Here is a 13,253-nt window from a genome sequence, read left to right as displayed (position 1 = left end):
TCGGGGGCGCCGGATCGCAGCGCGTTCCAGATTCTAGCCCAACCCTTAATTCCGAGCCATCTTGTCGGTTTGGCCATGGCCGGCGTCAGGGCCGCCGCGCCGTGGTGCGAGGCGCAAGGCCCACAGCAGGACGGCGCCGGCCGCGAGATACAGTACGATCAACGCGGCCAGCATGCCGGCGCTGCCACCCCAGTGCAGCATGCGTTCACTGAACGAAGGACCTAGCGCGCCACCCAGCAAGCCGACGCTGCCCACCAGCGCGATGCCGGCGGCGGCGCGGCGGCGATTCAGCATGCCGGCCAAAATGGCGAGCAGCAGCGGTGCGCCGGCGGCAATGCCCAGCGTCGCCAGCGTCAGGCCGGCCAGCGACCATGCGAGGCCGTTGTCGGCGGCGATGGCGAGTCCAAGTCCGCCCGCCGCCAGCACCATGCAGGCGACGAAGTGGCCGCGCCGTTCGCGCCGGCGGTCGGAATCGTAGCCGATCAGGATCATGCCGATGATGCCGGCCAAGTTGGGTAGGGCGGTCAGCAAGCCAAGCTGCATATGGCTTCCTGCGCCCCAGCGCTGCATCAACGTCGGCGACCAGAACACCAGCGCGTAGCTGGCGCCGAGCAGCAGCAGGTTGGAGAGGGCCAGCAGGGCGATCGACGGTTCACGCAGCAGCGACCAGATGGTGGCCAGTGCGGACGGCTCTTCGTCGTTTGTGATGGTGGCGGCGCCGTAGTTCAGCGCCTCTTCATCGCGTTCCAGGTCTTGCTCCACCATTTTCTGTTCGAACGGCGACAGCCAGCTCGCATCTTCAGGTTTGTCGTCCAGGTAGAAGTAGGTCAGCACGCCAAGCAGCACGACCGGCAAGCCTTGCGACACCAGCATCCACTGCCAGCCGTCGATGGCGCCGTAGTCACGCAGCTGGTGCATGGTGGCGGCGCATAGCGGACCGGCGACGATGCCTGCCATCAGCGCGGCGGAGGCAAAGATGGCGAATGCCCGCGCGCGCCGCGCGGACGGATACCACCAGGTCAGGTACAGCAGTACGCCAGGCACGAAGCCCGCTTCCAGCATGCCGAGTAAAAAGCGCAGGACGTAAAACTCAATGGGCTCGCGCACGAAGGCGCAGGCGGCGGCGATAGCGCCCCAGCACAGCATGAGGCGCAGCAGCATTTTGCGCGCGCCGATTTTTTCCAGCAGCAGGTTGGCCGGCAGTCCGCACAGGCAGTAACCGAGAAAGAAGACAGCAACGCCAAGTACATACACTTGTTCGCTGAAATCGAGGGCGGCGCCCATCTGCAGTTTGACGTAGCCGACGTTGACGCGGTCAAGATAGGCGGCGATGTAGCACAACATCAGCAGCGGCAGCAAACGCCAGCTGATTTTGCGGTAGATGGCATCCATGCCGGCAGCGCCGCGCAGGTGCAGGATCGTGGCGCCGTGGTTCATGATGCGAGCAGTTCAAGGACGGTGGCGGGATTGGTCTGCATATTGGCGATATTAGCTGCACGATATGGCCGGTGCAAGCTTTAGAATCGCGCCATGGAACGCAAAACAACAGTGTCCGAAATGGTGCACTTTTAACGGGATAAAACGATTATGTTGAAGCGGATTTTGTGGGCTGTTTTGTTGGCGGTTGCCGTCGTGGTGGCGGTGGTGGCGTGGAATACTTTGCGCCTGGCGTCGCGCCAGATCGAGGTGAAACCGCTAGCGCCACTGGCGCTGGAACGCGAGGCGGTGGCCGCGCGGCTGGCCGGTGCGCTGAAATTCCGCACCATTTCGGACGCCGCATCGGCTGATACCAACGCCGAAGAATTCACCCGCTTCCAGGCTTACTTGCAGCAAGCCTTCCCGCGCCTGCACGCTACGCTGAAACGCGAGATGGTGGGGCAGGCCATGCTGTTCACGTGGCAGGGCAGTGATCCGCAAGCCAAGCCGGTCATGTGGCTGGCGCACCAGGATGTGGTGCCGGTGGCGCCGGGCACGGAAGCCAACTGGGCGCAGCCGCCGTTCGACGGTGTGGTGAAGGACGGTTTCGTCTGGGGGCGCGGCTCGTGGGACGACAAGGGCAGCGTGGTGGCGCAGATGGAAGCGGTGGAAACGCTGCTGGCCGCAGGCTACCAGCCGCGCGGCACCATCTATCTTGGCTACGGCGCAGACGAGGAAGTGGGTGGTCGCCGTGGCGCGGTCGTCATCGCCAAACTGCTCAAGGAGCGCGGCGTGAAGCTCGATTATGTACTGGACGAGGGCATGCTGGTCACGCAGGGCATCATGAGCGGCATCAGCAAACCGGTGGCGCTGATCGGCGTGGCGGAGAAGGGCTATGCGAGCGTCAACCTGTCGGTGACGACGGCGCCGGGCCACTCATCGATGCCGCCGCAGAAGACCGCCATTGGCGCCATGAGCGCGGCGCTGGCCGATCTTGAACGTCATCAGATGCCAGCCGAGTTGACCGGCGTCGCACGCGAGATGTTCGACGTGGTGGCGCCGGAGATGCCGGGCCTGAACCGCGTGGCGTTGTCCAACCTGTGGCTGTTCGCGCCGATGGTGAAGCAGCAGCTGGAGCAGAACGCCGGCACCAATGCCATGCTGCGCACCACCACCGCGCTGACGGTGGTCCATGCCGGTAACAAGGATAATGTGCTGCCTGGCCGCGCGGATGCGGTGGTCAATTTTCGCCTGCGTCCGGGCGATACCGTGGCCGGGGTGGTGGAGCATGTCAAGCAAGCGGTCAATAACGCCGACGTGCATGCCGAGCTGGATGCCGGCGCAGCGGAGCCGTCGCGCGTGTCACCGGTGGCGTCGCCGCAGTATGCGCTGATTAACCGTACCATCCGCGAAGTGTTCAGCGACGCGGTGGTGGCGCCGGGCATCGTGATCGGCGCTACCGACTCGCGCCATTACGGTGGTCTGAGCGAGAACGTGTACCGCTTCTCGCCGGTACGCGCGGGCAAGGACGACCTGCCGCGCTTCCACGGCACCAATGAGCGCATTGGCGTGGACAATTATCTGGAAGCGGTGCGCTTCTACGTGCAGCTGGCCAGGAACGGTGCTTAAGCGGCGTAGCCCATGCTGAGGTAATCGCGGCGTGGGCGCAGTTCCGGGCGGGAGGCGGCGTCGTCGTCGTCGTGCGCCAGGAACTTGCTGCCGATTTCAAACCACTCCTCGCTGGAAATCACCTTCTGCGCCAGCGGCAGCAATTCCTGCTCTTCCTTGTCGAGGCGCTTGAGCAGGTTCTGGCAATACAAATCCACGGTTTTGCACAGGAATTTGCCCTGCGAGGCGCTGCGGCGCATGGCGCGGCGCAGGCAGCGGTAGACGGCGTTGAGCATGGCGCTGCCGCGCTGGCTCAGCGATTCAAGATCATTCAGCAGCGCGGCGCAGCTGGCGTCGGCGGCGCGTACAGCCGGCATCAGGCAGGCTTCCACCTTGCGCTGGTGGCGGGCTTCGGCAAAGCTGGTCAGCTCCTTGAGCTGGGTTTCAATGAACACAGGATCGATTTCCTGCGGACGGCGCGCGATCGACTGCACGTATTGCAGCAGACGCGAAATAAAGTGGCGTTCTTTTTTTTGTTCGATAGAGAGTGTCAACAAGACGTAGGTGGCAGTAAGCATAGCGTTTCCCGTATTTCGTGTGACTAGGCTGCGCGGTGGCGATCGCAGAGGAGCACATGCAAGCTAATACGATAGCTTGCGAGATGGGCTCATACAACGCCGTTTTACAATTGTTCACAACTAGTTGTGAGGCAATACAAAGCGAAGCATTACCGGCGGGGAAAACGAGTTACGCACACGTCAAGCCGGCTAGATCGTGGGCTTTTTCACCTGGCTGAGTAATCGATTATGCCCGGTTTCGGTGCTTGAAAATACGCAATTTATTGCAGACTCTAAAAATTATTTCTATCGGAGGCGGCCGCTTTTTACGGCCGCCTCAATGCTGCGGCGCGGCGCAAGTTACACGGCGCGCGGCTCGCCCAGATAGGCGCTGCGCGGTGCAGCAAAGCCGGCTTTGACTTGTTGCGAAGTAGCGTCAGTCAGTACCTCATCCTGGTTCGCCTGCAGCGCGGTGACGATGGCGGCGGCGATGTCGGCTGGCGCCGATTTCGGTGCGTCGACGCCGGCTGTCATGTCGGTGTCCATATAGCCCATGTGGGCGCCCAGCACATGGGTGTTTTGTGCGCGTAGTTCGCCCCGCAGGCCGTTGGTGAGTGCCCACGCCGCCGCTTTGGAGGCGCTGTAGGTGCCGGTGCTCGGCAGGCTGATCCAGCTCAGCGCCGACAGGACGTTGATGATGGCGCCACCGCCATTGCGGCCCAGTACCGGCGCAAACGCGTGGCTCACTGCCAGTGGCGCGAAGAAGTTCACTTCCAGTTCATCACGCGCCGCTTGCAGGGCGTCGGCGGTGGTGACGCCGCTGCCGGTGGAGATGCCGGCATTGTTGATCAAAATGGTCAGGTCGGGAATCGCTTGCACGGCGGCGGCGATGTCGGCAGCGTTGGTCACGTCCAGCTTGATCGGCGTAACGCCGGCAATGTCGACCGAGGCTGGGTTGCGGGCGGCGGCGTAGACTTTGCGCGCGCCGGCTTGGACGGCCGCTTGCGCCAGGGCTTTGCCCAAACCACGGTTGGCGCCGGTAACGAGGACGACGGAGTCTTTGAAGTTCATGATGCTTCCTTTCAGGGTTAAAGTAAAACTACAATATGACCGGTCGTCTTAAAAACGGCCGAAAAAAAATCAGGTCAAAATACGGCCCAGTACCATGCGCACGAAGCGCTCCAGCGGTTCGCTGCTTTGCTCGGACTTGGCGCGCAACACCGCACCTTGCCAGGCGTCGTTGACGAAGCCGGCAAGTTCGGCGGCGGGCACGTCAGCATTGATGCTGCCGTCTTGCTGGCCGTCGGCAATCACGGCCGCCAGCGCTGCCACCGAACCGCTGTAGGCGTCACGCATGGCGCTGCGCATGGCTGGAATCTGGTTTGACAGCTCGGTGCTGAAGTTGCCCAGCAAGCAGCCGAAATGGAAGCAGTTGCTGGCGTTGCCGGCGATCATGCGCTCAAAATACTGTTGCAGGCGCTGGCGCGGCGCCAGGCTAAGGTCTTGCAGGGGCGTTGCCAGCTGGCCTACGCCTTCCGTGTAACGTTGCAACACTTCCAGTCCCAGCGCTTCCTTGCTGGAAAAGTGGTTGTAGAACGAGCCTTTCGGCACCCCGGCAGCGTCGGTAATGTCCTGTACGCTGGTGGCGTTGAAGCCCTTGCTGTGCAGGAGCTGCAAGCTGGTGGTGACGATCTGCTCTTTAACGTTTGCTTTAGCCATGACTACAATATGACCGGTCGTCTTAAATAAGTCAAGAACTTTTTGCGGCGGTGCGATAAGATATTTGTTGTCAACTATGAAAGGGAGAGCTGCCGTGCGCCCGATGCTTATGCCGCTACTGCTGGGTTTTCCGCTGCTGGCGCAAGCTGCGCCGCTGGAGGTGAAAATGTGCATCTTCGACCATCCCTTCCCTCCGATGACTTATCCCGACGGTTCTGGCAGCGCGCAGGAAGTGCTGCGCCGCGCTGCGCGCTTGCAGGCGGTGCAGATCCAGACGGTGGTGGCGCCACGTTTCCAATGCATGGAGCAGCTGCGCACTGGGCAGGTGGACGCCATGCTGGCTGCCTTCATTGAGGAGCGCAGCGCCTATAGTGCGTTCCCGATGAAAGATTCGCAGCCCGACACCAGCCGCGCGGTGGGCGAGTTGAGTTTCTCGGTGTCGCGCCGGCATGGCGGCACGGTGGACTGGGACGGCAAGCAATTCATCAACCTCGGCCGCCAGCCGGTCGGCACGCAGCCCGGTTTGCTGCACGTGGCGCTGCTGCGCCAGCTCAATGTGGTGATCGACGACAGCGCGGCCAGTCCGGAGCAGGCGTTTGCCATGCTGGCGCAAAACCGGGTGGCGGCGGTGGTCACGCAGCAAGGCGAGGGTGAAGCCATCATCGGCCGCAAGTACAAGGGCGAAATCGACATGCTGCCGACACCGCTGATCACCACGCCGATGTACCTGGTGGTCAACAAGGCTTACTACCAGAAGCACCAGGCGCAGGTCGACAGCTACTGGGATGCGGTGCGGCAGGTGCGCAGTTCCAGATAACACAGGTTTGAACTATAAAAATGAAGATGAAAATGCGGGCTTTCGCCGCACTGGCTTGCATCGTGTCACTGACAGCTTCTGTTGCAAGCTTCGACTGCGCAAAAGCAAAATCCAAGACGGAAAAACTGATTTGTTCGGATGGCGCAATGTCGGCCCTTGATGAAGCTTTGGCTGTTGCGTACAGGAGCGCTTACAGCCGGGTAGGCAACAAGCTCGGTATAAAACAGTCGCAGCGTGACTGGCTCTCGTCGTATCGATTGACTTCATGCGACGACGTGGCATGTCTCAAGAAGGAGTTCACTGAACGCATTGAGATACTCAATGGCGTATCGGCATCAACCGATCTGGCTTCCAAATGGACGGGCAGTTTTGTGCGGTATTGGAAGGGCAAGGAAGACCAGGACACGGCATCGATGTCCATCCTCGGACTGCGTTCCGGCCGCTTGTTTATTTCGGGCCGGGCGCTTTGGTACGGGCCAAATGCAAAAAATGGTCAAATCAATGACGGAGAGATACTGGGTTATTCCAAGCCAGTTGGGGCGGATGGGATTGCGGTCTTCGATGCCGATGGATGCTCTGCAAAATTGGCGCTACACGACAATGTGATCGAAGTGAAGGAAGAGTCAGGCTGCGGCGGCTTGAATGTGAGCTTTAATGGGCAATATCGGAGACGGTAGGCTTTATGCGTGCAAAACTGCTGCTTCTCATCCTCGTGTACGTTTCGTTGGTGGCTTGTACCAAGTCCCCGAGTCAGTGGCAGGAGGAAGTAAAACTGAGTAGCGGTGAAACCATTGTGATCACCCGCCAAACGGACTATGTCTCCGGTGGCGGCGAATGGGCCAGCAATCCAGACTTGAGCAGGGCAGATATTCGCCATCTTAAATTCACATTCCCGCTTAACTCGTCCCAACCAGTTGAATGGCATTCGCAGCCAGAGCCGGGTGGACTGTATCCCGAAAGTCCGCTGATATTCGATATCGAAAGCGGCGTCCCGGTGGTGATTGCTGTAGGCTCAGTCAGCAGAGAATGTCCTGAGTACCGGCGGTACGCCCACCTCAGCACCGGTTGGCAGCGCCAACCCTTGTCCGCCGCCGACTGGCAGCGTGCGACGAATTTGCTGATCGATTCAAGCAACGAATATTTGATCACGCTCGAGCAGAAGCAAAAGCTGAATGAAACAGGCGCGTACTCAAAACGGATTAGAACCATCGATCCAAGCGTTAAGGCCTGCCCCGAGATCACAGCGCAGTGGAAGATCAAAGTGCTCAAGGTGCAGGTAAAGTCTGATGTGTTTATCGTCAATGGCCATACCTACGCTACCTCTGCTGAGTTGACGGCTGCACTGAAAACGCTGCCTCGCCCAGATGAAATCGACCTGATGCAAGAGCGTGGCATCTCGCGTGAACGTCGCAACGAAGCGGTTGCGGCGATACGGGACACCGGTCTCAATGTGCTAATCGGTGTCGAGGGGAACGAGGTTTTTCATTAGGATTACAAGACTAGAAACGGAGACCATATGTTTTCTTGGCGAGTGTGCTTCTTCATGGTAGTGCTGGCAACAGGCAGTAACGCACAAGATTTGCAGCGCCTGGAACGCGTGGCGGATACGCTGGCGAAAGAGCAGAATTTTTCCGGTGCCGTGCTGGTGGCCAAGGGCGATAAGGTACTGCTGCAAAAAGCCTACGGCGAAGCGAATTTCGAATGGGGGATTCGCAATTCATCAGATACCCGCTTTCGTCTTGGGTCGGTAACCAAGCAGTTCACGGCAGCATCGGTGCTGTTGCTGCAGGAGCGCGGAAAACTGAAACTGAGCGATCCTGTCGGCCAGCACCTGCCTGAACTTCCGACAGCATGGCACGCCATCACCATCCAGCAATTGCTGACGCATACCGCCGGCATCCATTCTTTCACCGACCTGCCGGAATACCGCAATATCGAGCGCTTTGCGAAATCGCCTGCTGAGATTCTGGAGCTGGTACGCGCGCGTCCGCTGGACTTTGAACCAGGCAGCCGCTGGGACTACAGCAACTCTGGTTATGTTTTGCTGGGCATGCTGATTGAGAAAGTGAGCGGCGTGACCTACGAGCAGTTCGTGCAACAAAATATATTCACTCCGCTACAGATGAAGGACTCCGGCTACGACACGAATGCAGCGATCATTCCACGCCGTGCCGCTGGCTACGCCAGCCTGGGCCAGGAATTGAGCAATGCGGAGTTTATTCATATGAGCGTCCCCTATGCCGCCGGCGCGCTGTATTCAACCACGCGGGACCTGCTGCGCTGGCAAAACGCTTTATATGAAGGCCGGCTGCTTTCGCTTTCTTCCGTTCGCGCGATGACTACACCGGTCCCGCCGGGCTACGGACTGGGCCTGATGATCATGGATGGCCCCGAAGGAAAACGCTATTTTCACGCCGGCGAAATTGAAGGCTTTAGCACTTTGAGCAGCTACCGCCCTGACGAGAAAATCAGCGTGATCATCCTGAGTAATATCGAAAAAAGGGAACTGATGTGGATGGAGTTGCCACTTGCTCAGGTGGCGCTAAAACAGAAAGTCATTTTGCCATCTGAGCGTACGTTGATGAGTTTGACGCCGGCGCGTTTGGATGAACTGGCCGGTACCTACGCAGCGGCGGATGGCGCGAAGACGTGGGTCAAACGGGATGGCACCCAGTTGAGCGTGCGCCAGGGTGGTCAACCTTGGCTGCCCATCTTCGCCGAGTCAAACAAGCAATTCTTCGCCCGCTCAGCGGACGTGCAATTCGAATTCAATCTTGCCGCGAATGGAACGGTGGAAGCGTTGACCCGCCATCAATTCGGTTCACTGCAGCGCATGTCGCGCGTGGCCGAGGCCGATCCGGATTACGCCCGCGTCCCGTTCTTCCTGCGCGGCGATATGAATAACTGGGGGCTCAATGACGTCATGCAATCGCAAGCCCCGCATGTGTACAGCGCGCAGCTCCAGCTAGGCAAAGGACACTACCTGTTCAAGTTGGGCTCTGAAGATTTCAAGGCAGTTGATTTTGGCGCGGCGAGTGGCGACACGAAGGTAGAGCCAGGAAAAGCTAAGACGCTGGATGCGGTGGGAGATAATTTGCAGTTTGAAGTGAGGGCAGCCGGGCAGTTTCGTTTTACCTTAGATACGCGAAATGCGCGCGCGCCCAAACTAACGGTGACCCAACTTCAATAGTTCACGTCGACGGCACAATCAGGAGTAAGGTTTGATAAGAAATCTCATAGTCTTCGGCTTAGTGATCATCATTGGCTTAGTATCCTCAGTAGAGGCCTATGCCGACATGCCTCCAATGGAGCGGAAGAAAACGGAGCAAACGTTCAGGTTCGGCGCTATCAAGATCGTTCAGTCTTTCAATTCGATACGCGATCCCAAGTCGCCCGAATTCAAAGTGCGTGTATTCAAAGGCGATAAGCTCTTGCTTCAATTGAGCGATGCCTTCTGTGGGAATTTTTTCGCAGCACCCAATCAATTGCTATTCGTTGGACTGTCCAATACAGGTTGGCCTGGCACTGCGGTCATCGTATTTGATGATAGTGGGCGAATCCTGCTGTTGGCAGATCATAATGCTGCGCAATTTGATTATTGCGAAGAGACGCCCACGCTCTTGAAACAGTGGTACGACGATAAGAATCCCGAAGTTCAGTTTCACCTTCCGAATGCTGGCAAGGAAATCAAGCCCAGTATTTCGGTGCGGGACTGCCGTGGAGGCACTGTCGATTTATTGGACGCGGTCCTGAATGCAAATGCTCGCGGTGAAAAGACTATCCATGACGCCATCGAGCTTTTGCTGTACATCCCGAAGCGGGGCGCAAAATGATATGAAACCTTTGGGCGCTGCGTCCGGCCGGGATATTGCGGAAAGTAACAGCCTGACGCAGTGCCCGGCTCTCTTGGTATGATGTCCGATGCCCGGCCACAAGCCGGTATTTTTCTAATAACATCGGAGAACCCCGAATGAGAATCCCACTGCTGCTGTTGGGCGCCGCGATGGCGTCCAGCGCTGTGGCCGCGCCGCGCGGCTTCACTGTAGAAGACCTGGTCAAGATGGAACGCGTCGGCAGCCCTGTGCTGTCGCCGGACGCCAGCCGCGTGGTGTACACCGTGCGCACCACTGACCTCGACAAGAACCGCGGCAATACGCAGCTGTGGCTGCTGGACTTGCGCAATCCGAAGGCCGCACCAGTGCGCCTGACGCAAGCTGCCGCCAGCGCCACCGATCCGGAATGGTCGCCAAGCGGCGATGCGATTTACTTCCTGTCCGGCCGCTCCGGTTCGTCGCAAGTATGGCGCCTGCCGCTGGCGGGTGGCGAAGCGGCCAAGGTGACTGACCTGGCGCTGGATGTTGATAACTTCCGCCTGTCGCCGCAGGGCGACCGCCTGCTGTTCAGCATGGCCGTGTACCGCGATTGCGCCGAGCTCGCCTGCAGCAAGAAGCGCGCTGACGAACAAGCCAAGGTCAAGGCCAGCGGCAAGGTGTACGACAAGTTGTTCGTGCGCCACTGGGATACCTGGGCCGATGGCCGCAACAATGTGCTGTACTCGGCGCCGATCGATGCGACCGGCAAAGTCAGCGCCGAACCGGTCAGCCTGAGCGGCAAGCTGGATGGCGACGTGCCGTCCAAACCATTCGGCGATCACGACGAATATCACTTCAGCCCGGACGGCAAGACCGTGGCCTTCTCGGCCCGCATCGCCGGCAAGACCGAAGCCTGGTCGACCAACTTCGATGTCTACACGGTGCCGGTCACCGGCGGCGATCCAAAGAACCTGACCGCCGACAACCAGGCCTGGGACACCAAGGCGATCTACTCGCCGGACGGCAAAACGCTGGCCTACGTGGCCATGGACAAGCCGACCTTTGAAGCCGACCGCTTCCACTTGGTGCTGATCGATGTGGCCAGCGGCAAGAAGCGCACCGTGGCTGACAGCTGGGACCGCTCGATTGCGGACTTCCGCTGGACCCCGGACAGCAAGGCCATCCTGGCCAATGCCGATGATGTCGGCCAGCATCGCCTGTTCTCCATCGACGCCGCCAGCGGCAAGGTGACGGCGCTGACCGGCAAGGGTTATGTCAGCGGCTTCGACGTGGCCAAAGACACGGTGGTGATCGCGCAAGCCAACCTGGCATCCGCAGCGCAGCTGTACAAGTTCAAGCTGGGCGGCAGCGCCGACAAGGCTGAGCAACTGACCCACCTGAACGAAGCCGCGCTGGCCGACGTCAAGTTCGGCGAGTACGAGCAATTCTCCTTCACCGGCGCCAACGGCGACACGGTGTATGGCCACGTGATGAAGCCGTGGAATGCGCAGCCGGGCCAGAAGTATCCGGTCGCCTTCCTGGTGCACGGCGGTCCGCAGGGCAGCTTCGGCAACTCGTGGAGCTATCGCTGGAATCCGCAGGTGTACGCGGGCGCCGGCTACGCGACAGTGTTCATCGACTTCCACGGTTCGACCGGCTACGGCCAGAAGTTCACCGACGCCATCAGCGGCGACTGGGGCGGCAAGCCGCTGGAAGACTTGCAAAAAGGCCTGGCCGCAGCGGTGCAGAAGTTCCCGTGGCTGGACCGCGAGAACAGCTGCGCGCTGGGCGCGTCCTACGGCGGCTTCATGATGAACTGGATCCAGGGTAACTGGTCCGACGGCTTCAAGTGCATCGTCAACCACGACGGCGTGTTCGATACCCGTGGTATGGCGTATTCGACCGAAGAGATCTGGTTCACCGAGTGGGAAAGCGGCGGTCCGTACTACGAAGTACCGGAGCTGCACGAGAAGTTCAACCCGGCGCTGAAGGTGAAAAACTGGAAGACGCCGATGCTGGTAGTGCAGGGCGACCTTGATTTCCGCATCCCGACTGCGCAAGGCCTGGGCACCTTTACCGCGCTGCAGCGCCGGGGCATTCCGAGCAAGTTGCTGTTCTTCCCGGACGAGAACCACTGGGTGCTGAAGCCGGCCAATTCGGTACTGTGGCATCACACGGTAATCGACTGGCTGGACACCTATATCAAGAAATAAACGAAATATTGCCATCAAGAAAATTATGACAATATTTTAATTGGTGGGTTGTCAGACCAGCGCAAGCCAGCCCCTCGGGCTGGCTTTTTTTACGCTTATACGTATTAATTTTTGCATAATTACAACACAAATAAAACAATTCCAGCAGATTTTGATGACATCGTCATGACAAAACTTTCATAGTGCAAGCAAGATTTAATTTGGTTTTTTAAAAAGATATTCAAATAATAAAAGTTAATGTTTCGTTACTTTGTGGAAGTGGTTTAGCTATATTGATTGTTACTTTTTAAGAAAAGTAATCAGGGCTCAGCCGGGCAATCGACCGGGCGAGTCATGGCTCCATCCCTTAACCACAAGGCAGAGAAATGAACGACTTCATGCAGCTGAAACAAGCAGGGGCAGCCGTGCTCGGCGCACTGGCACTGATGAGCGCCGCGCCAGCCATGGCCGACACCATCGATTTTGACTCCCTCGATTCCAACACCTACAACGGCCTCGATACCTTTGACACCGGCGCCTATCACTTCGCCGTGATCGACACCCCAACCGCCGGCCCGAACGGCACTGGCTTTGCCGGCGCCATCGGCAACGGCAACGATCCTTACCTGTGCGCGATTGCTGCTTGCCCGAGCGGCAATACCAGCATGTACTACCTCGGCGTCAACGACGGCAGCGTGAATATTTCGCGCGGCGACAGCAAGGCCTTCACCCTCGGCGCCATCGACTACGCCTTCCTGGCGCCAGTCGGCAGCCTGCCTGGCTATTCCTACGGCCAGCTGACCGTGACCGGCATCACCAGCGGCGGCGGCAAAGTGACCTATTCCTTCGACTTCCCGGCGCTGGTCGGCGGCAACTCGCCGTTCCTGACCGCCAGCCTGGCGTCCAAGTTCGGCGGCACGGCGTTCAGCAGCGTCACCATCAGCTCCTGCGTGTTCGATGGCTCCGGTTGCATCAATCCTGCCGACAACCAGGCCCAGTTTGCGATCGACAACCTGACCCTGTTGGCGCCAGTACCGGAACCAGAGACCTACGCCATGCTGGGCCTCGGCCTGGCTGCAATCAGCCTGGTGTCGCGTCGTCGCGCCAATAAAACCAACAACGTTTAAGCAGG

At 59.2% G+C, this 13,253-nt stretch carries 12 protein-coding genes; 8 read left to right on the top strand and 4 right to left on the bottom strand.

The window, feature by feature from the left end; genetic code table 11:
- Window positions 1-45 precede the first annotated feature (45 nt).
- Window positions 46-1,437 carry an MFS transporter gene (locus tag GTP46_RS00270; RefSeq protein WP_202414087.1) on the bottom strand — a complete coding sequence of 464 codons (1,392 nt, stop codon included), beginning with the start codon at window positions 1,435-1,437 and terminating at the stop codon, window positions 46-48.
- 150 nt (window positions 1,438-1,587) lie between these two features.
- Between GTP46_RS00270 and GTP46_RS00265 the strand changes: the two genes are divergently transcribed.
- On the top strand, window positions 1,588-3,045 hold the full coding sequence (locus tag GTP46_RS00265; protein WP_161004648.1) for a M20 family peptidase: 1,458 nt from the start codon (window positions 1,588-1,590) through the stop codon (window positions 3,043-3,045).
- Here GTP46_RS00265 and GTP46_RS00260 read toward each other — a convergent pair.
- From GTP46_RS00260 to GTP46_RS00250, 3 genes are all read right to left on the bottom strand, one after another.
- A complete protein-coding gene (locus GTP46_RS00260; protein WP_161004647.1) occupies window positions 3,042-3,602 on the bottom strand; it encodes a hypothetical protein in 561 nt (186 codons plus the stop codon). The two genes, GTP46_RS00265 and GTP46_RS00260, sit on opposite strands and share 4 nt — an antisense overlap.
- Window positions 3,603-3,941: 339 nt before the next feature.
- A complete protein-coding gene (locus GTP46_RS00255) occupies window positions 3,942-4,652 on the bottom strand; it encodes an SDR family oxidoreductase (protein ID WP_161004646.1) in 711 nt (236 codons plus the stop codon).
- 69 nt (window positions 4,653-4,721) lie between these two features.
- Complete coding sequence (locus tag GTP46_RS00250; protein ID WP_161004645.1) at window positions 4,722-5,300, bottom strand: TetR/AcrR family transcriptional regulator; 579 nt, start codon at window positions 5,298-5,300, stop codon at window positions 4,722-4,724.
- A gap of 94 nt (window positions 5,301-5,394) precedes the next feature.
- Between GTP46_RS00250 and GTP46_RS00245 the strand changes: the two genes are divergently transcribed.
- The 7 genes from GTP46_RS00245 to GTP46_RS29350 all read left to right on the top strand — a co-directional run bounded on the left by GTP46_RS00245 (window position 5,395) and on the right by GTP46_RS29350 (window position 13,248).
- On the top strand, window positions 5,395-6,117 hold the full coding sequence (locus GTP46_RS00245; protein WP_161004644.1) for a substrate-binding periplasmic protein: 723 nt from the start codon (window positions 5,395-5,397) through the stop codon (window positions 6,115-6,117).
- A 20-nt stretch (window positions 6,118-6,137) separates the two neighbouring features.
- Window positions 6,138-6,794 (top strand): lysozyme inhibitor LprI family protein, encoded by a 657-nt coding sequence (locus GTP46_RS00240; RefSeq protein ID WP_161004643.1) that lies wholly within the window; start codon window positions 6,138-6,140, stop codon window positions 6,792-6,794.
- A gap of 5 nt (window positions 6,795-6,799) precedes the next feature.
- A complete protein-coding gene (locus GTP46_RS00235; RefSeq protein WP_161004642.1) occupies window positions 6,800-7,606 on the top strand; it encodes a hypothetical protein in 807 nt (268 codons plus the stop codon).
- Between the two features lie 27 nt (window positions 7,607-7,633).
- On the top strand, window positions 7,634-9,307 hold the full coding sequence (locus GTP46_RS00230; RefSeq protein WP_161004641.1) for a serine hydrolase: 1,674 nt from the start codon (window positions 7,634-7,636) through the stop codon (window positions 9,305-9,307).
- 31 nt (window positions 9,308-9,338) lie between these two features.
- Window positions 9,339-9,950 carry a hypothetical protein gene (locus GTP46_RS00225; protein ID WP_161004640.1) on the top strand — a complete coding sequence of 204 codons (612 nt, stop codon included), beginning with the start codon at window positions 9,339-9,341 and terminating at the stop codon, window positions 9,948-9,950.
- A 137-nt stretch (window positions 9,951-10,087) separates the two neighbouring features.
- Window positions 10,088-12,142 carry an alpha/beta hydrolase family protein gene (locus GTP46_RS00220; RefSeq protein WP_161004639.1) on the top strand — a complete coding sequence of 685 codons (2,055 nt, stop codon included), beginning with the start codon at window positions 10,088-10,090 and terminating at the stop codon, window positions 12,140-12,142.
- Window positions 12,143-12,507: 365 nt separating this feature from the next.
- Complete coding sequence (locus GTP46_RS29350; protein WP_202414086.1) at window positions 12,508-13,248, top strand: NF038120 family PEP-CTERM protein; 741 nt, start codon at window positions 12,508-12,510, stop codon at window positions 13,246-13,248.
- The last annotated feature ends 5 nt before the right edge of the window (window positions 13,249-13,253 follow it).

The sequence above is a fragment of the Duganella flavida genome (genome assembly GCF_009857445.1).
Lineage (GTDB): Bacteria > Pseudomonadota > Gammaproteobacteria > Burkholderiales > Burkholderiaceae_D > Rugamonas > Rugamonas flavida.
This window is presented reverse-complemented; position numbering and strand designations above follow the sequence as displayed.

What these genes read in the sequence shown, in the direction of transcription:
- GTP46_RS00240 (WP_161004643.1), top strand. Translation starts at nt 6,138, where the DNA reads ATGAAGATGAAAATGCGGGCTTTCGCCGCACTGGCTTGCATCGTGTCA.
- GTP46_RS29350 (WP_202414086.1), top strand. Translation starts at nt 12,508, where the DNA reads ATGAACGACTTCATGCAGCTGAAACAAGCAGGGGCAGCCGTGCTCGGC.
- GTP46_RS00265 (WP_161004648.1), top strand. Translation starts at nt 1,588, where the DNA reads ATGTTGAAGCGGATTTTGTGGGCTGTTTTGTTGGCGGTTGCCGTCGTG.
- GTP46_RS00255 (WP_161004646.1), bottom strand. Translation starts at nt 4,652, where the DNA reads ATGAACTTCAAAGACTCCGTCGTCCTCGTTACCGGCGCCAACCGTGGT.
- GTP46_RS00250 (WP_161004645.1), bottom strand. Translation starts at nt 5,300, where the DNA reads ATGGCTAAAGCAAACGTTAAAGAGCAGATCGTCACCACCAGCTTGCAG.
- GTP46_RS00260 (WP_161004647.1), bottom strand. Translation starts at nt 3,602, where the DNA reads ATGCTTACTGCCACCTACGTCTTGTTGACACTCTCTATCGAACAAAAA.
- GTP46_RS00220 (WP_161004639.1), top strand. Translation starts at nt 10,088, where the DNA reads ATGAGAATCCCACTGCTGCTGTTGGGCGCCGCGATGGCGTCCAGCGCT.
- GTP46_RS00230 (WP_161004641.1), top strand. Translation starts at nt 7,634, where the DNA reads ATGTTTTCTTGGCGAGTGTGCTTCTTCATGGTAGTGCTGGCAACAGGC.
- GTP46_RS00235 (WP_161004642.1), top strand. Translation starts at nt 6,800, where the DNA reads ATGCGTGCAAAACTGCTGCTTCTCATCCTCGTGTACGTTTCGTTGGTG.
- GTP46_RS00270 (WP_202414087.1), bottom strand. Translation starts at nt 1,437, where the DNA reads ATGAACCACGGCGCCACGATCCTGCACCTGCGCGGCGCTGCCGGCATG.